The organism is Shewanella mesophila (genome assembly GCF_019457515.1).
Lineage (GTDB): Bacteria > Pseudomonadota > Gammaproteobacteria > Enterobacterales > Shewanellaceae > Shewanella > Shewanella mesophila.
This window is the reverse complement of sequence record NZ_CP080421.1, coordinates 1,523,905-1,542,912: the sequence shown is the minus strand read 5'-3', so window position 1 is coordinate 1,542,912 and position 19,008 is coordinate 1,523,905. Positions and strand designations below refer to the sequence as shown.

Annotated in this window: 13 protein-coding genes and 3 tRNA genes; 8 read left to right on the top strand and 8 right to left on the bottom strand. The window is 45.4% G+C overall.

The features are described 5' to 3' along the window. Window positions 1–180: 180 nt before the first annotated feature. From K0I73_RS06775 to K0I73_RS06765, 3 genes are all read right to left on the bottom strand, one after another. Window positions 181–256 (bottom strand) — tRNA-His (locus K0I73_RS06775). Window positions 257–263: 7 nt separating this feature from the next. Then, window positions 264–340: transfer RNA gene (locus tag K0I73_RS06770), tRNA-Arg, on the bottom strand. 64 nt (window positions 341–404) lie between these two features. After that, window positions 405–481 (bottom strand) — tRNA-Pro (locus tag K0I73_RS06765). 332 nt (window positions 482–813) lie between these two features. Here K0I73_RS06765 and folD point away from each other — a divergent pair. Further along, window positions 814–1,668, top strand: a complete 855-nt coding sequence (gene folD / locus K0I73_RS06760; protein WP_220063730.1) for a bifunctional methylenetetrahydrofolate dehydrogenase/methenyltetrahydrofolate cyclohydrolase FolD — start codon at window positions 814–816, stop codon at window positions 1,666–1,668. Window positions 1,669–1,751: 83 nt separating this feature from the next. On the opposite strand, the gene cysS is transcribed toward folD, so the two are convergent. Next, window positions 1,752–3,131: a cysteine--tRNA ligase gene (cysS, locus tag K0I73_RS06755; RefSeq protein ID WP_220063729.1), complete on the bottom strand. Its 1,380-nt coding sequence runs from the start codon at window positions 3,129–3,131 to the stop codon at window positions 1,752–1,754. A gap of 251 nt (window positions 3,132–3,382) precedes the next feature. Between cysS and K0I73_RS06750 the strand changes: the two genes are divergently transcribed. Both K0I73_RS06750 and K0I73_RS06745 read left to right on the top strand, forming a co-directional pair. Next, window positions 3,383–3,877, top strand: a complete 495-nt coding sequence (locus K0I73_RS06750) for a peptidylprolyl isomerase (RefSeq protein ID WP_220063728.1) — start codon at window positions 3,383–3,385, stop codon at window positions 3,875–3,877. Between the two features lie 4 nt (window positions 3,878–3,881). Next, window positions 3,882–4,601, top strand: a complete 720-nt coding sequence (locus K0I73_RS06745) for a UDP-2,3-diacylglucosamine diphosphatase (RefSeq protein ID WP_220063727.1) — start codon at window positions 3,882–3,884, stop codon at window positions 4,599–4,601. A 54-nt stretch (window positions 4,602–4,655) separates the two neighbouring features. Here K0I73_RS06745 and miaE read toward each other — a convergent pair whose 3' ends face one another. Continuing rightward, window positions 4,656–5,420, bottom strand: coding sequence for a tRNA isopentenyl-2-thiomethyl-A-37 hydroxylase MiaE (gene miaE, locus K0I73_RS06740; RefSeq protein WP_220063726.1), 765 nt, complete (start codon window positions 5,418–5,420; stop codon window positions 4,656–4,658). Window positions 5,421–5,671: 251 nt separating this feature from the next. Here miaE and K0I73_RS06735 point away from each other — a divergent pair, with 251 nt between their 5' ends. Then, window positions 5,672–6,268 carry a Yip1 family protein gene (locus tag K0I73_RS06735; protein ID WP_220063725.1) on the top strand — a complete coding sequence of 199 codons (597 nt, stop codon included), beginning with the start codon at window positions 5,672–5,674 and terminating at the stop codon, window positions 6,266–6,268. A gap of 85 nt (window positions 6,269–6,353) precedes the next feature. Here the strand turns inward: K0I73_RS06735 and glnS are convergent, their stop codons facing one another. The 3 genes from glnS to K0I73_RS06720 form a co-directional block, all read right to left on the bottom strand. Next, window positions 6,354–8,024 carry a glutamine--tRNA ligase gene (gene glnS / locus K0I73_RS06730; protein ID WP_220063724.1) on the bottom strand — a complete coding sequence of 557 codons (1,671 nt, stop codon included), beginning with the start codon at window positions 8,022–8,024 and terminating at the stop codon, window positions 6,354–6,356. Between the two features lie 187 nt (window positions 8,025–8,211). Next, window positions 8,212–10,506, bottom strand: coding sequence for a Fe(2+) transporter permease subunit FeoB (gene feoB / locus K0I73_RS06725; RefSeq protein ID WP_220063723.1), 2,295 nt, complete (start codon window positions 10,504–10,506; stop codon window positions 8,212–8,214). After that, window positions 10,499–10,738: a FeoA family protein gene (locus tag K0I73_RS06720; protein WP_220063722.1), complete on the bottom strand. Its 240-nt coding sequence runs from the start codon at window positions 10,736–10,738 to the stop codon at window positions 10,499–10,501. The genes feoB and K0I73_RS06720 overlap by 8 nt, the downstream gene beginning before the upstream one ends. A gap of 406 nt (window positions 10,739–11,144) precedes the next feature. Here K0I73_RS06720 and K0I73_RS06715 point away from each other — a divergent pair, with 406 nt between their 5' ends. From K0I73_RS06715 to K0I73_RS06700, 4 genes are all read left to right on the top strand, one after another. After that, on the top strand, window positions 11,145–12,110 hold the full coding sequence (locus tag K0I73_RS06715; RefSeq protein WP_434086717.1) for a DmsE family decaheme c-type cytochrome: 966 nt from the start codon (window positions 11,145–11,147) through the stop codon (window positions 12,108–12,110). A gap of 14 nt (window positions 12,111–12,124) precedes the next feature. Further along, window positions 12,125–14,236 (top strand): MtrB/PioB family decaheme-associated outer membrane protein, encoded by a 2,112-nt coding sequence (locus tag K0I73_RS06710; protein WP_220063721.1) that lies wholly within the window; start codon window positions 12,125–12,127, stop codon window positions 14,234–14,236. 35 nt (window positions 14,237–14,271) lie between these two features. Next, window positions 14,272–16,191 carry an OmcA/MtrC family decaheme c-type cytochrome gene (locus tag K0I73_RS06705; RefSeq protein WP_220063720.1) on the top strand — a complete coding sequence of 640 codons (1,920 nt, stop codon included), beginning with the start codon at window positions 14,272–14,274 and terminating at the stop codon, window positions 16,189–16,191. A 75-nt stretch (window positions 16,192–16,266) separates the two neighbouring features. Continuing rightward, window positions 16,267–18,426 (top strand): OmcA/MtrC family decaheme c-type cytochrome, encoded by a 2,160-nt coding sequence (locus K0I73_RS06700; RefSeq protein WP_220063719.1) that lies wholly within the window; start codon window positions 16,267–16,269, stop codon window positions 18,424–18,426. Window positions 18,427–19,008: the final 582 nt, after the last annotated feature.

Sequence of the window (19,008 nt, the reverse complement as noted above, 5' to 3'; positions counted from 1 at the left end):
CTAAAAAAACGACTAAAATGGCTTGGTAACTGGGTTTGGCAGTCGTCGCACATAGTTGAAATTTATCAAGACGCGACATTATAGCCACGGTTTTCTGCATAGTCGAGCCTCAAAGCTCGAATTACAGACGTAAAAAAAGCGACTCAAGGTCGCTTTCTTTATTTTCTTCTTAAAAAGAAGTGGGGTGACTGATGGGACTTGAACCCACGACAACCGGAATCACAATCCGGGGCTCTACCAACTGAGCTACAATCACCACTGTTTGGTACGCCCGGCAGGATTCGAACCTGCGGCCATCCGCTTAGAAGGCGGATGCTCTATCCAACTGAGCTACGGGCGCCTCGTTATGAACTTGGTTCATATCCTAACTGGGCTAGACAATGTTTTCACACTCTCTAAAAATTTGGTCGGTGATAGAGGATTCGAACCTCTGACCCTCTGGTCCCAAACCAGATGCGCTACCGGGCTGCGCTAATCACCGAAGGTCTTACATGTCTCGTTGAGAACGGAGCGCATCTTATCCCCTCACTTAATAGTCGTCAACGATTTTTTTGAAAAGGCCATTCAGATGCTTAATTTAACATCTATCAGATAATAAATCATACAAACCGCCCCGTTAGCGCGCAAGTTTCATCTTTAATACCTCACCTATGACGAGCTTAATGGTCACCTCAATACAGGCAATCTCTGCCGCTATTATTATTCTTATTATAAAACGGTCTGTTATAAAGCTAAATCAATGACACTGGCTACCACCCCTGTTAAAATGTCGCCGATTTTATTATCGCGCCATATAAAGGAACTCCTACCCCCATGACAGCCCAAATAATCGATGGCAAAGCGATCGCCCAATCCATTCGAACTCAGTTAGCCGCGAAAATAGCCGCCCGTAAAGAGGCTGGACAACGCGTACCCGGTTTAGCCGTAATACTTGTAGGTGCAGATCCTGCCTCTCAAGTTTATGTTGGTAGTAAACGACGTGCATGCGAAGAAGTTGGCTTCTTATCCCAATCATTTGATCTACCATCTGATACGAGTGAAGCTGCGCTGCTTGAGCTTATCGATCGGTGTAATAACGATCCGGCAATCGATGGCATCTTAGTTCAGCTACCGCTGCCAAAGCATATTGAAGAATCAAAGGTGATCGAACGGATCCGCCCAGATAAAGATGTCGATGGTTTTCATCCCTACAATGTTGGCCGTCTAGCACAACGTATCCCAGTACTGCGCTCTTGCACCCCAATGGGAATAATGACATTAATTAAGTCAACGGGTATCGATACCTATGGTCTAGATGCGGTCGTGGTCGGCGCGTCAAATATCGTTGGCCGTCCTATGACCTTAGAACTCCTGCTGGCGGGCTGCACCACAACCACCTGTCACCGATTTACTCGCGACCTTGAAGATAAGATCCGCCGCGCTGATTTAGTTATCGTTGCCGTAGGCAAACCCAACTTCATTCCTGGTGATTGGATTAAACCCGGCGCTATTGTTATCGACGTGGGCATTAATCGTTTAGACGACGGAAAGCTCGTTGGTGATGTGCAATATGACATCGCAGCAGAGCACGCTAGCCACATTACCCCAGTCCCTGGCGGCGTTGGGCCAATGACGATTGCAAGCCTACTTGAAAATACCCTGTATGCTGCCGAAAACTATCACGACTAGATAAGTTTCGAATTTCGACCAGCATAAAAAATGCCTGCACTCTCACGCAGGCATTTTTATTTATACTCAACAAGCAGAGCTAACTACTTTTTGCGCCAAGTCGTGCCTTCTGGACCATCTTCTAAGATAACACCTAGGGCATTTAAGCCATCGCGCGCCACATCCGCTGCTGGCCAATCTTTCTCTGCACGAGCGCGGTTACGCTCAGCAATCAATGCTTCAATTTGAGCAACTTCATCGTCACTGCCCTCGCCCTTGAAAAACGCATCGACATCTTGGTCCAAAATACCCAACACATCGGCAAGCTGCTTCATACTGACACCCAGCGCCGAAGCCGCCGCCATATCATCAACCTTAAGGCGATTGATCTCACGCACCATATCAAATAATACTGAATAGGCTTCTGGTGTATTGAAATCGTCATCCATTGCCGCCTTAAATTTAGCGACAAATTCTTCTGCAGGGGCCGCATCAAGCGTTAAATCTAGACCTTTTAGTGCGGTATAAAGACGCTCTAATGCCGCTTTAGCCTGCTTGAGATTATCTTCAGAATAATTCAGCTGACTACGATAATGACCCGACAATAGAAAATAGCGAACCGTCGACGGTTCATAATGTTCAAGTACGTCACGAATGGTAAAGAAGTTGTTTAATGACTTAGACATCTTCTCTTTGTCGACCATCACCATCCCTGTGTGCATCCAGTAATTCACATAAGGCGTGTCGTGAGCACAGCAAGACTGGGCAATCTCATTTTCATGGTGTGGGAACTGCAGATCTGAACCACCACCGTGAATATCAAAATGCTCACCTAAATGCTTGCTGTTCATTGCTGAACATTCAATATGCCAACCAGGGCGACCAGGTCCCCATGGTGAGTCCCAAGTGGGTTCGCCTGGTTTTGACATCTTCCATAATACGAAATCCATAGGATCGCGCTTATTTTCATCTACTTCAACACGAGCACCCGCTTGCAGCTGATCTAAATTCTGACCAGATAAACGCCCATATTCAGGAAAAGATGACACACTAAAGAGTACATCGCCATCATCTGCGATATAAGCGTGTTCACGCTCAATAAGGCGCTCAACCATCTCGATGATTTCTGGTATATGCAAGGTTGCACGCGGCTCAAAATCTGGGCGCTTCATATTAAGCGCATCAAAATCACGGTGCATCTCACCAATTAAACGCTCTGTTAATGATTCACAGCTTTCGTTGTTTTCGGCTGCACGCTTAATAATTTTGTCATCGACATCGGTAATATTACGCTGAAAGTTAACGTCATAACCGCTATAGCGTAGATACCGAACGATCATGTCAAAACTAACAAACGTACGTCCATGACCAATATGACACAAATCATAAATGGTAACCCCGCAGACATACATGCCGACTTTACCTGGCTGTAATGGCTTAAATTCCTCTTTTTGGCGGGTAAGACTGTTGTATAGCTTCAACATTGAGATTCTCTATAAATAATTGACAACAAATAGGAGAGTCAGTCTACCACCTGAAAACCAACGCTTCCAGCATGATAGCGTGAATCTAAAACGTTTTTTGTCCTCGAACACGTTCCCGACAATTTGCTGAGCAAAAGCACATCAAATTAGCGCGCTTCGAGGATAAAAGTCAGGAGAATTGCTTTATGCGTTAAAGGTAATAGGCTAGAATCGTGCGCTATCTATCTGTTACAAGCGATGAGAAGAATCAAATGATCATAATGCAAACCAATCACGGCGAAATCAAAATTGAATTAGATGCCGAAAAAGCGCCTATTACGGCTGCCAACTTCGTTAAGTACGTAGAAGAGGGTTTTTACGATGGTACTATCTTTCACCGCGTGATTGACGGTTTCATGGTCCAAGGTGGTGGATTCACCGAAGATATGGCGCAAAAGCGCGTTAACGAATCTATCGAGAATGAGGCTAACAATGGTCTGTCGAATAAGGTTGGCACAATTGCAATGGCGAGAACTTCAGATCCGCATTCAGCAACAGCCCAGTTCTTTATCAACATCAACGACAACACCTTCTTAGATTTTAAATCCGAGTCTTCACAAGGCTGGGGTTATTGTGTATTTGGTCAAGTTGTTGAAGGTATGGACGTTGTCAACCAAATCAAAGCCGTTGCTACAGGTAATCGTGGCATGCACCAAGATGTTCCACTAGAAGCCGTGATCATCGAAAAAGTGACAATAGCAGAATAATCCATTGCTAAATCATACTCTGTTCGTGGGCGACCTGCACTTAAGTGCCGAGCGCCCCGATATTCTCAATGCCTTTTATCAATTTCTCGATCAAATAAGCCCCGAATGTGATGCTTTATATATTCTTGGCGATCTATTTGAAGTCTGGGTCGGCGACGATATAGCAGAGCCTTTTGCCACTGAATTAGCCGCAAGGTTAAAGCAGTTTTCAACCCATACTCCACTCTATTTCATTCATGGTAATCGTGATTTTCTAATAGGTAAACGCTATGCCACTTTAGCTGGCATGACGTTATTACCAGAAGTTCATCGACTTAACCTATATGGAAAATCAGCAGTCCTGCTCCACGGCGACAGCTTGTGTACTTTAGATAAAGCCTACCAACGCTTTCGCTGGTTTAGAAACCAAGTCTGGGCCAAGTTTATCTACAATCATCTGCCCAAAAAGCAGAGGATAGGGATTGCCACAAAACTGCGCAGTAAAAGTCAGCAGAGTAATCAGCAAAAAAGCTATACCATCATGGATGTCGAACAAACGGCGGTAAACGCCTTGATGGATAAAGCCGATGTCGATTTGATGATCCATGGCCACACTCACAGACCTTTTATCCATCACCTAGAAAATGAGCGCCAACGCATTGTAGTCGGCGACTGGTATGATCAAGGCAGCGTGCTAACTATTACTCCTGATGAGATAAGTCTTACGGCGTTGCCGTTCAGCTAAGTTACATTGCCGTGATAAACTTTTCACTGGCAACTAGCACAACCTACTTAATGGTTAAGCAGGACGCCCTGAGTGAAATTTAAACTCTCTGTCTGGCTCGCAAATTAACTCAGCTTCAACCTTAGCAAAGTGATCGACTCGCACTGCGATATCGTCGGCAGATATTTCTTGGGCCAGTGTTAAGTAATCTTGATAGTGGCGCGCCTCCGAGCGCAACAGCGACACATAAAACTTCCGTAACCCTTCATCCAAATGAGGGGCTAACTTAGCAAATCGCTCACAAGAGCGCGCTTCGATAAAAGCACCAACAATCAACTTGTCTATTAGTGTGGCTGGTTCATGGGTACGAACGTGCTTCATCATCCCCTTAGCGTAACGTCCAGCAGTTAAGTTTTGGTAGGGAATATCGCGAGCCAGCATGATCGCTAACACTTGTTCAAAATGATGAAACTCTTCTTTTATTAAGCGAACCATTTTTGCAATCAAGTCGGGACCATAATCCACACCCACTTTAGGCTTCAACTCTCCTATCAACTCATTCTTTTTAGCTTCTCTAGCTAAAAAGTCCTTAACTGAACGTTGCTTATTATAAACAAACTCCTCATAGGGCTTGGCCCAGTTAAGCAGTAGTTCACCGCTGGCTTTGTCAATCGCATACTTGCGAATTAAAAACATTGCTGTCTGCGCCGCCTTTAGTTCGCAATTACAATGATCGATCAATAACGCCGATAACTGCTCTGGTCTTATCGCCTCAGCTATCCACTCATCGGGGGTTTCGCATTGCAAAAACTGCTTTATTGGCGCTAATAACGCTTGCATTGAACACTCTATAATTGTGGTAAAACAGACCCAGTATTTTAACAAAAAACCGTAACTTAGGCATATAGATCCCCCCTAACATTTCAAAGTTAGCTTGACTAGTAGTAGTTTATGTTCAATAAATAAACTAAGTCAGTCACAATAATATGACTGTTTGGGAGCCTAAGGTCTATTTGGTAGCAGACCAAAAGGCATCAGGGTTCGTCTGAAGTTTGGCGAGCGCAGATTAAAGCTAAACAAGGATAACTATAATGATATTGAATCACTTAATGGGGTTATACACTCATCCAAAAGAAGAGTGGCACACAATTGAGAAAAACCACGAAGCAGTAAAAAGCAGTTTAAGCCATGTCTTATTGATCGCATTAATTCCCGCTATTTGCACCTATTTTGCCTCAACCACAATCGGATGGAACTTAGGCGTATCCGATCCGCTGTTTCTGACGTCCCAAAGCGCATTAATGATGTCTATCAGTATGTACTTTGGCCTAATCGCGGGCGTATTTGCGCTGGCTTATCTTGCTTTTTGGATGGCTAAAACATTCGATGCAGAGCCAAGCTACACCCAGGCATTAGAATTGGCGGCATATACTGCAACACCACTGTTTATGGTTGGACTTGCAGCGCTCTATCCTTCTTTATGGTTTATGATGGTTGTCGGCTTAGCAGGGCTTTCCTACTCGGTATATCTGCTGTACACCGGCGTTCCCATTATTATGAATATTCCTGAGGAGAAAGGTTTTATCTACGCCAGTTCGGTTGTTACAGCGGGTCTTGTTTTATTGGTCGCCTTAATGGCATCGAGCATTATTTTATGGAGTATGGGTTTAGGCCCTATGTATCAATAGCCAAATTGATAGCTCAATATTTATAATAAAAAAGGCTTTAGGGGAAACCCTAAAGCCTTTTAATCAATTTTGACTAACTAAATTATTAGTTTGAAGAATCTCGCAGTGCAACGGTTAAGTTAAATACTAATTGCTCAGGCGAAGAGTCTTTACTATCGGCGCAGAAATAACCTTCACGTTCAAACTGATAGGCTTTTTCAGCTTCAGCATTAACCAGACCAGCCTCTACCAAACCGTGTTTAACCACCAACGAATTAGGATTTAACACTTCATCAACGGTTTCGGCTGCCGCAGGGTTTGCTTGATTAAACAGCTTATCGTAAAGACGGAATTCTGCCTTAACTGCAGTTGTTGCCTCGACCCAATGGATCACCCCTTTCACTTTACGGCCATCAGCGGGGTTTTTACCCAATGTTTGCTCATCATAAGTACAATAAATTGCAGTGACATTGCCATCGGCATCTTTTTCGCAACGCTCGGCTTTAATCACATAAGCATTACGTAGACGTACTTCTTTACCTTGGACTAGGCGCTTATACTTTTTATTAGCCTCTTCACGGAAATCATCTGCATCGATATAGATCTCACGCCCAAAGGCCAAGTCACGATGACCCATAGACTCAATCGTTGGATGGGCAGGCGCAGTCAAATGCTCGATTTGCCCTTCTGGATAATTTTCAATAATAAGCTTAACTGGATTAATCACAGCCATAGCGCGTGGTGCATGCTCATTGAGCTCTTCACGAATACACGCATCAAGCATGCCCACTTCAACCATATTGTCTTGCTTAGTCACACCGATACGGCGGCAAAACTCTCTGATTGATGCTGGTGTATAACCACGGCGACGAAGACCCGCAATCGTTGGCATACGAGGGTCATCCCAACCAGAAACAAGATGACGAACAACAAGATCATTAAGCTTACGCTTAGACATCAGGGTGTATTCAAGATTTAAACGCGAGAACTCATACTGACGAGTACGATTAGGCGCTTGGAAATCATCAAGGTTATCCAAGACCCAGTCATACAGACGACGATTGTCTTGGAATTCCAAGGTACACAATGAATGGGTAATATTCTCGATCGCATCAGAGATACAATGAGTAAAGTCATACATTGGGTAGATGCACCACTTATCACCCGTTTGATGATGGTGAGCAAAACGGATGCGGTAAATAATAGGATCGCGCATACACATAAACGGCGATGCCATATCCACTTTCGCGCGCAGTGAACATTCGCCTTCCTTGAACTCGCCTTTACGCATTTTTTCAAATAACGCTAAATTCTCTTCAACGGAGGTATCGCGGTAAGGACTGTTTTTTCCTGGCTCTTTTAAAGTGCCACGGTACTCACGGGTCTGTTCTCCATTAAGAAAACAGACATAGGCTAGCCCTTTATTGATCAATTCAACGGCATACTGATGAAGCTTATCGAAGTAGTTCGACGAGTAGCGAATATCGCCATCCCATTGAAACCCTAACCACTGCACGTCAGCCTGTATAGAGTTAACGTAATCGATATCCTCTTTCTCAGGATTAGTATCATCAAAACGTAAGTTACATAGACCCTTGTAGTCTTGAGCTAAGCCAAAATTCAAACAGATCGACTTGGCGTGACCAATGTGAAGATAACCATTGGGTTCTGGCGGAAAACGTGTATGTACTTTGCTATGCTTACCGCTTTCTAAATCTTCATCTATGATATTACGAATGAAGTTACTTGGACGAACTTCAGTGTCCATATGACTCATGGAAATCCTCTTTACCAACAGTGCTATCACCAATCCGCATTTTAGCCGATCAGTATCAATTAGGGAAAACCAGCATATTCCTACAGATCTGGTTGAGTTACAACGGGTGACGCATAAAAACCGTCATCATTTGCGACAAAAATAAAAAAGCAGCGACGAATCGCTGCTTTTCCTATGATGAGAAGGTCTACTCGGTCACAACATTGATAACGGGGATCATCGTCTGCGGCTTAGGTGCCTTGCGCTTTAACCATAAATAGAAGCTGATCAGTGCGACAACGAAGACGCCAATCCACAAACTCGACTGCACCGGATGAACCGCAAACGTAGCCGCCTGATAGAACACTGTCGCTGTGCCATAGGCTAAGCCAAATGTCCATGTTGCTGCGAATGTCGCCCAACGTGAACCAAACTCGCCGACTAAAGCCCCCATTGCCGCAACACAAGGAGTATACAGCAGAATAAACAGTAGATACGCAAATGCAGCAACCACACCGGAGAATCCGGCTTGCAGCGCACTAAAAGTTGTCGTCTCTACTTCTAACTCTGCCGATGCTGATTCGACCGTTGAGAGATCACCAACAGAGAGTGACAGAGGGTCATCAGGTGCAATTCCAAATAAGTTTTCAGGGATAGTCGCAAGTGCCTCAGAAAAGCTCTCACTTAACGGCTTAAGCGCTTCCTCATCACCGGATGCCGTCGAATACAAACTGTTTAGCGTGCCAACTACCGCCTCTTTGGCAAAAATACCTGTAATGATCCCCACTGTCGCTGGCCAGTTATCAGGCTCAATGCCCATGGGAGAAAATAGCGGCGTCACTTTTTGGCTAGCCACACTTAATACAGATTCAGAGCTATTCTCATGACCAAATGATCCATCGATGCCAATAGCATTGATAAAGTTCAGTAAGGTTACAACGATAACAATGGTTTTACCCGCCCCTTTTATGAAACTCTTAGTACGCTTACCCGTGCGCGCCATGACGGCCTTAAATTTAGGCTTCTCGTAATTAGGAAGTTCCATCACCACGGCGCTGCTGGTGCCAGGTAATATCGTTGAGCGCAATAATAACCCGGTGCCAATCGCCGCAAAAATACCGATGATATACAATAGAAACACCAAATTTTGACCCGATTCAGGGAAAAAGGCGGCGGCAAATAACGCATATACAGGAAGACGTGCACCACAAGACATAAATGGTGCCATCATACCGGTAACAATACGCTCACGCTCACTACCTAAGGTACGCGTGGCCATAATCGCGGGCACGGAACATCCGAAACCGACAATCATAGGTACGAAAGCTTTCCCTGGCAGACCGATACGCCGCATCAGGCCATCAACCACAAATGCCGCTCTCGCCATGTAACCTGAACCTTCTAATATAGAAAGCGCCAAGAACAAAGCGGCGATGACAGGAATAAAGGTAGCAACGGTTTGAATCCCCTGACCAACCCCACCAGCAACAAGAGTCACTAGCCACGCTGGAGCACCGACATTGCTCATCCAAGAACCGAGGTGGTCGACGAACAAAGCGCCCGCCGCAATGTCAAAGAAATCGATAAATGCGCTGCCGACATTAATGCTGAACATGAACATTAAATACATAACCAACAAGAAAATGGGAATGCCAGCAATAGGATGCAATACGATTTTGTCGAGACGATCGCTCATCGTCTGCACATCACCGTTACTTACAGATTGAGTAAACACCTGTTGAACAAAATCAAAACGAGTGGTGGCTACCATGATCTCAATATCTTGTCCTTTGGCGGCCAATCCTTCTGAGCACTGTGCAACCTCGGTAAGCATTTGGCCATTTTTACACTGGCCACAACCTAAACCATTACCTAACATGGCTAATGCACGGCCACGGCTAAGCGTCTCATCACGGATCAATAGTGCCGCAATGCCTGCTTCGATTTGCTCATCGTAATTAAGAACTAAAGGTGCTTCGGAGACTTTACCATCGAGCAGGTCGACAACTTGTGCTTTTACCTGCTCAATATCTGCTTCATCTCTAGAACATACCGCAATAACAGGGCAACCTAACTGCTCACTCATTGCTACAGTATCAATTTCAATCCCATGAGCCTTAGCTGCGTCGATCTTATTGATCACCACAACCATAGGAATACCGAGTTCCCTCAACTGCACGGTGAGATAAAGATGTCGTTCGATATTCGTCGCATCAACAAGGTTAATAATGCCATCCATGGTGGCATCAGCAAGATATTGTTGCGCGATCTGCTCGTCAAGCGAGCAGTCACAGCTACTGCCAGCAGGCAAGAGATCATAGATACCTGGAAGATCGGTTAATAATACATCGGCGCCATTAAGCGTGAACTGACCCGTCTTTTTCTCAACCGTTACACCAGACCAGTTACCAACCTGTTGATTAGCACCAGTAAGCGCATTAAAAAGAGTCGATTTACCCGCGTTTGGATTACCTACAGTGACACAATGAAATTGTTTAACCATGAGCAGCATCCACCTCGATTACATCCGCTAAATCTTTACGCATACATAATTTGCTGCCACGAATTGCCAACTCGAGCCCAGACCCCATAGGAGCTCTTCTCAATAAGGTAAAAGAGGTATTCGGTGTTATGCCCATCGATAGGAGTTTACGTTTAACGACAGCTGGCAGGTCAATTTGACCAACGGCTGAGATAACGGCGCTATCGCCAGGCTTCAATTCGCTTAATTTCATATCGTATTACTACCTTTTCAGGCCTCGAATAATCTTAACTAACACCGATTCTAACGGAGCATCCGCTAAAATAACTTTATCTAGATCAATATTTGGGATTGGAAACGATAATAGTTTTCAATTGTATTTTATATTATGTGACAGATATCTCAATGAGTAAAACCATTTATTAAATGATAATGATTTTCATTGCGAATGACAATTCATAAGCATCCAACCACGCCTTAACGTGAGCCAGGTCACATTTTGTGCTAATTCCTTAAAAAACTTAAGTAACCAAAGCAAATCGACAACATTATTTTCACACATAGATCACATTTTCAGCCTATTATCTAAGTTTGGTAAATTAGTCATTAATTAATAACAACAATTAAAAACTAGCGTAACGTGCTTGGGACGGAAAATGATGAAAATGGATTCTACTTTCTTAATAAACCAAATTAAAACAGTTGGTTTATTAACTACATCACTGCTATTTAGCATCACAGTAATAGCAACTCCATGGGATAAAACCCCAGCAAAAGAGGTTGAACAGATCCTCGATGAAAAATTCGCACAAGGGCAATACTCCCCAAAAGGCGCAGACACCTGCCTAATGTGTCACAAGAAAAGCCAAACCGTTATGGCACTATTTGATGGTGTTCATGGCAATGCTCAGATCAAAGGCTCACCAATGGCAGATCTGCAGTGTGAAGCTTGCCACGGTCCCATGGGCAAGCATAACAAAGGGGGCAAGGAACCTATGATCACCTTTGGGGCCAACTCCCCCGTTCCAGCCTTCAAACAAAACAGTGTATGTATGAGCTGTCACAACGATGATAAGCGGATGGCATGGGATGGAAATCATCACGATACTGCCGATGTTGCCTGTAGTGACTGCCATCAAGTGCACACAGGACACGATCCCATTTTAGACAAGACCCAAGAGGTCAACGTGTGTACCACTTGTCATACTCAACAAAAAGCCGATCTGCATAAACGCAGCGCGCATCCTATGCAATGGCAACAGATGACCTGTAGCGACTGCCACAATCCCCACGGCAGCCTAAATGACTCAAGCCTTAAGCAGATGAGCGTCAACGAAAACTGCTACGCCTGCCACGCAGAAAAACGCGGCCCTAAACTGTGGGAACATGCTCCAGTCACAGATAACTGTGCCAATTGCCACAATCCCCACGGTAGCGTCAACGAAGCTATGTTGATCGCTAAGCCACCACAATTATGCCAGCAATGCCACGCCTCAGATGGACACACCTCCAATGCCGTCTTTGGCAATACTCCAAACGCATTTAATGCCGGTCAGAGTTGCATGAACTGCCACAACCAAGTTCACGGTTCTAACCATCCATCCGGCAAATTATTACAGCGTTAATAGGGAGCATTAGCATGAATAATCACAATCGACACAATAGGCTACCGCTTCGCCTTAGCACCCTAGCATTCGCCATTATTAGCACCATGGCTTACAGCGAAGGATATGGTATCTCGTCGGCAAACCGAGACTCATTAAAGCTAGACGGTTGGAAATGCCAGCGCTGCGCTGTCACCACTGGCACTCATGGTCAGATAGGCATAGGTGCAGCCCATAATGATGGCGAAGATAGTCGTTTTGGCAATACCACAGGAACAGACAAGGATGGCGTCGTCGCCAGTCTTGAAGCCAATGTTACGCACCAAAATGAAACAGGTTATAGAACAAGATTCAAAGCTGATAAATTAGGTTATGAAAACGGCTCTGCCGCTCTCACCACTGGCAAACCTGGACAATATGCTATTACAGCCGCTTATCGCGGCATTACGCACTATGATACCAATCAGGCATTAACTCCCTATACAACCCAAAATGGTCGTTGGCAATTACCCCAGCAATGGCAAGCGGGGGCGACAACAGCGCAAATGAGCGAACTTAACGCCAGCAGCGTAGCGACAGAATTAAAGATAGCCAGAGATCGCTATCGACTAAATGGTGCTTATCGCGGTGACTTCTATAAGGCTGAGATTGATTACCAGCATGAACAGCGCCAAGGCCAACGTACCGCCAGTGCTAATCTGCTGACAAACAGTACCATGCTTGCCCAGCGCATCGATGATTCGACCGATGAGCTCAACGCTAAGTTATATCTTAGCGGTGACAATTGGTTAGCGGGCATAGATGCCGGATTGAGTCATTACAGTAACGATGAACAATCACTCCACTGGCAGTCCGCTTTCACCCCAACCTTTGGTGCAGCCTATTTTGGACAAAGTTCGGTAGCGCCAGACAACAAAGCCTATCGAATTGCAGGCAGTACGCAATTTTCAGACGCTGGCCAGCAAGTGTTAATGCATATTGGGTTTACTCGCATGACCCAAGATCAGGCTTATCTGCCAGCGACCATCAATGGCCCTTCACCAATGTTGCCCAGTGCTAACTTAGATGGCCAAGTCGATATTATTGAGATGAAACTGAACTACTCTGGGCGAATCACTCGAGAATTATCGCTTAGAGCAAGCTATGACTATCGCGACCGCGATAACAAAACTGAGATCAATAGCTATCCACAAATTGTTACCGACAGCTACTACGCAGGAAATGCAGCCAACCCCGAATACGACAGAACCAAGCAGCAGGTAAATATAGCAGCAAAATATCGCATCGCACCTGCCGCCTATATCGATGTAGGTTATGAATATGATCATAATAACTACAGCGATTTAGACCGACAGAGCCTTCAAGAGTTAACCCTATTTGGTAAATTTAACTATCGGGTTTCATCACAATGGCAACTGTGGCTAAAAGCCCAAGCCAGTGACCGTTCAGGCAGCAGCTATCAAGCGGTAAATACCACATCGAGTCCGAGTAACCCACTACTTAGAAAAAGCTATTTGGCCGATAGAGAACGCCAACGCTATGCCTTGTACACGAGTTATTCAGGCGACAGCTACAACATCAGTGCAAATGCACATTGGATGCAAGACGATTACACAGACACTCTCATTGGGCTTACAAATGTAGAAACCCAAGGCTATGACCTGTCAGCGCAATACACTATTAACGATAATCTCAATCTCAATGCCTTTTTGAACCAAGATTGGCGAGATAGCGATCAAGCTGGCAGTAGTAATTATGCAACGCCCAATTGGTATTCAAGCTCAGAAGAGCAATCCACACTCATTGGTGCCGGTATCAATTACGCCAACTTAATGGATAAAAAACTCAATCTCGGCCTAGATTATACCTATGCCGATGGCCAAAGTGATACCCAAGTCGTCCAAGGATTGCGCTCTCCTTACGGCAGCGACTTCTCAACCAAACATAACATTAACGCCTTTGCTGATTATCGAGTCAGTGAGCGCGTAGGCCTGCGATTCGATTGGATATATGAGCAATACCAAGACGCCGATTGGGCAAATCAAGGATTAACCCTTGATACCTTGCCCAACGTGCTGAGTTTTGGAGACTTAAGCCACGACTACGGTGCCCACTACTTTGGACTGACATTGAGTTATCAACTCTAACTGATGCCAATCACCAAAATGCCAAGGAAGAGATGATGAAAAAGATGACAAACAAAACATATTACGGGGCCGCTATAGGACTTGCTATCTTGCTCAGTGGCTGTGGGGGCGATGATGGCACCCCTGGAAATCCAGGCGAGCCAGGTGGCCCACCAGCGATGGATATTAGCACACTGCAGATCTCATTTGATGAGGTCGCTATGCAAGATGGTATAGCAAAGGTGAATTACCGGATAACCAATCAAGATGATGAGCCCGTGGTTGGCGTGGCAACGAGTACATTTATCGCAGCCCAGTTACTCCCTCAAGGCTATACCAACGCTGGTGACAGCTCACAATGGCAATATTTCACCTCGGAAACCTGTGCGACTAGTTGCCCAGGAGAGTACCTAGACCACAAGAACGGCAACTATAGCTATACTTTTAGCGCGGCATTTAACGGCATGAATGAGGTCAGCTATGAGGCCGGAGCCACCCAACGCATCGTCGTCAAAGTCGGTGGAGATAGCCTGCCTGATGGTACCCAGTTACCCGTCACTAATCAGCATTTTGATTGGCAAGCACCTGAGAATGGCCAAAGCACAGCTCCTGTCTACACCCGCAATATTATCAAGGTAGCAAGCTGTAACACCTGTCATAACAACTTGGCTTTCCACCGCAGTAGATATAATCAGGTTGAGACCTGCGTCACCTGCCACAACGCCGATCACGTGAGTAACCCTGATAATATTTTCCCGCAGATGATCCATGGTAAACATTTAACTGGATTTCCAGGTTCCTTGGCAAATTGTCAAACCTGCCACACCGAAGATGAAACATTATCAGAGCAGCTAAATTGGGCTAGAGTACCAACCATGGAAACCTGTGGCTCATGCCATACTCGTATCGATTTCAAAGCGGGTGAAGGTCATCCAACCCAGGCAAATAACGCTAATTGTGTTGCCTGTCATAACGCCGACTGGACAGCCAGCGTCCACAATGATGGAGGCAATGACAAAGCATTAGCCCAGTTCCAACCACAGATCAGCGCCGCATCCTTATCGGGTGACACAGTCTCATTTACTGTCACCTTGCAAAATCCAAGTTCAGGTGAAATCTACACCAACAGTGCCGATAAATTGAGTTTCATCTCTGATCTGCGAGTCTACGCCAATTGGGGCACCAGTTTCGACTATGCCACCCGCTCGCCTAAATCAATAAAACTCCAAGAAGTCACTCCCCTCTCTGGCAGTGCGGGAAGTTATAGCTACCAAATTGCAGGCGTTACCGTACCTATGGGAAGCGAGATGGATAAAGGCACCTTAGCGATCCAAGGCAAGATTTGCGCTTCAGAAGGCCTATTGGGAGACTGCAGCAACGAAGGTAATAGCGAAGTCCCTATCAAGTCGAGCCATCAATTTTTCAGTTCCCAATCGCTTTCTGACAGCGGACGCCGAGTCGTTGTCACTAACGAAACCTGTGGCAGCTGTCATGGCGATCAACAACTCAACTTCCATGGTTCACGTAATGACTTAGCGGGACAGTGTCAGATTTGTCACAACCCGAATATGGTCGCCGATGCAACCGACAATCCATCAACGGCCACTGCCGACTTTAAGCATTTAATCCATAGCATTCATAGTGGCAATCGAGAAGGTTATGAATCAACCAATTACCCTGGTGAGATTGGTAACTGCTCTCAGTGTCATGCTCAAGATAATGGGATTGCCACTGTGGCACTGCCGCTTTCTGCGGGCGTGAAACCACTGGCTATTTCTGGCGAGTTATACACGAGTCCAACGGCTGCCATCTGTAGTGATTGTCACGACGGCGATACGACTAAGAACCACATGATCCAACAAGGAGCCGTGTTTATGGGTACACTCTCTGATGCCACATCGGGTACTGAAAGCTGTACTACCTGCCATGGTCAGGGCGCTCCGACAGATGTATTAAAAGTTCACCCAATAGAATAGTGACCATTGCGCTAGATTCAACTCTAGCGCGAGCCTCACACGGTTATCAAATGCATTAATAGGGAAATCACTATTATGGATATAAGAACAAAAGGTACCGCTTGGAGCATAGTAGCACTGACATGCAGCGCGCTCCTTTTCGGCTGCGGAAGCGATGGTAAAGATGGCGAAGATGGTCCCGATGGCCCTATCGGCGTCAATATTGACACCACATCAAGCATCATGGCCGAATTTACAGCAGCATCGGTAGATAACGGCACCGTTTCTGTCACCTTCAAATTAGAAAATGCCAATGGCGTTGCTGTTTTAGGGCTAACCAAAGATTATGATCTTCGCTTTGGTATCGCTCAACTCACTCCCGTCACGGAAACCATAGATAACCAAGAGTTTAATCGGGGTTTCCAGTGGCAAGCCTATATTAATACACTGAAACAACCCGGTTCGCTCCCCGATGATAAAACAGGTCTCAATCCATCAGCGCAATACCAAGCCAATGTCGAAGCGGCCAGCGCTTGTGATGACTGCCTAACGGATAACCTAGATGGCAGTTACACTTATTCCTTCCAACGAAATATAGCCAATGTCACCGAACCTCTTACTATCAACTACAGTGCTGACAACACCCAGCGGGTCACTTTAGAGCTAAAATTACCCCAAGCGACCGCCAACGCTCATCGTGACTGGCAACCCTCTTCAGGTGCAACGGAGGACATTCAAACTCGCAATGTGGTGAGCATTGATGCATGTTATACCTGTCACCAGCCAGAAAGCCTTGCACTCCATGGTGGCAGAAGGATAGCGTTGGAAAACTGCGCCAGTTGTCATACCGCAACATCTGGCGATCCAGAAAGTGGCAATAGCATCGAATTTAGCTACATGATCCACGCCATCCATAAAGGCCAAGATAGACAAACCAGTACCGCAGATGGTTATGTTCCTGCGCCTTATAAGATAGTGGGGTATGGAGGTAGTCTACACGATTACGGCAAGGTGATGTTCCCACAAAAGCCTGCTGCCGATTGCGCTTCATGCCATGTCGAAGGAAGTGGAGCACCCAGTAATGCCGATCTGTTTAAAGCCGATTTAAGTAATAACGCCTGTATCGCATGCCACAGCGAAAAACCATCGCAAAATCACAGTAGCACAAACTGTATGTCGTGCCACAACTCAACCGATACCTATCCTGGTACGGGTAGTGCAGAAAAGCGCCACGGCGAAGTACTAAAAGCTTACAAGCTCGCAGAGTCGATGAGCGTGACATTTAGCAACATTGGGCTAGATGCGAATGATAAACTCATGTTCGATGTGCAATTTACAGATGCGACTGGTACAGCCATCGGCGCCGAGTTCATAGAGCAAGGCACTCGAATCGTCGTGGCCTGGGATATCGATAAAGATTATCCGGCCTATAGCGACGCGTCATACAACCAACGTCGATTCAGACTTTCTGATGGGGCTTATGATGCAGCCACTAAGACCTTTACGATTGTAGCAGGTACATTCAATATGCCAGCCAATGCAACGGGTAAAACCTTTGAGCTATGGTCAGCCGTTGAAGTCTGCTTCAATAATGGTGGTTATGGTGTTGCAGACGTTGTTATGACAGAGTGCTCTGACACCACACGTTCTATTGAGGTCAAAGATGCCCCCTATCGCTTCGTGTGGTCTGGCACTGGCGTAGATCCAGAAGCGTCAATAGCGCAGCGACGTCCCATCATCGATAGCGCAAAATGTCAGAGCTGCCACAATCAGGAAAACCATCACTACAACAATGGTTATAACTGCCAAACTTGCCATACCCCAGATAAAACCACGAGCCGTGATAGCGATTACCCAGGAGGCCGCAAACCCACCAGCTTTGCTTTCAAGGCTCATGAAGCACAAGGTCATTATCTTAAGTATGCAGGGGTTCAATCGGGCACAGTGTTGAAAACCGACTGCACCACATGCCACACCGACGACGGCGTTAAAAATGGTATTCAATTAGGTAGAGCAAGTGATCGCGTTTGGCGATATGGCGATACCACTACAGGTAGCGATATTTGGGTATCTTCAGATGCTGGAGCCTGCTTAAGTTGTCACCAGAAATACCTCAGTGAGGCGGGCGCAAGTCATATCGCTGCCAATGGTGGAATTGTCGATGGAATGGATGCTGATGATGTCAGGACACGCGCGGCCGAAACCTGCTCTACTTGCCATACTCCTGCACAGCTAATGAGTATACACGGCAACTAAATGCCATTATTTATGCGGCATTTCTGATCGAGATGTAAAGAGGGAAGCGATAACTTCTCTCTTTACATCTAACGCCTTATTCCTACGGTGAATAGCCCTCGCAAAGGAGTAACCATTCACCTTGAATTAATGTCCAAAAAACACGCCAATCAGCTCACTTTTTATACTGACTGGCCTCAATTTAGCTGTGATTAATTTAAGACTAAAAATACAGCATTAAGCGTGCCTAATGTCATTGCGATTATGTGTTAGTGCTATCCGTAGGTACCACGACATCATCAAATACAGTTTAAGGAGCAATCAGAAAACCAAATCACAACACAACGGTAAACAAAAAAACCTTTATCGATAACCAACCAGAAACATACACAAGGATCCCTGTAGTTTGTGCATCTCAAAATACGCAACAAACCTTGTTTGAGATCAAGTATCCATTAAAAATCCCTTTCAATTATTAAGCTCTAATTCAGATACATCACTTTTACCTATTCAACCTGATGATAATGCATTGATAACGCCAATATAATCAATTGTTTTAAAAGCAATTTAACACTAAGTACACACTCGTTACTGGCTCACTCG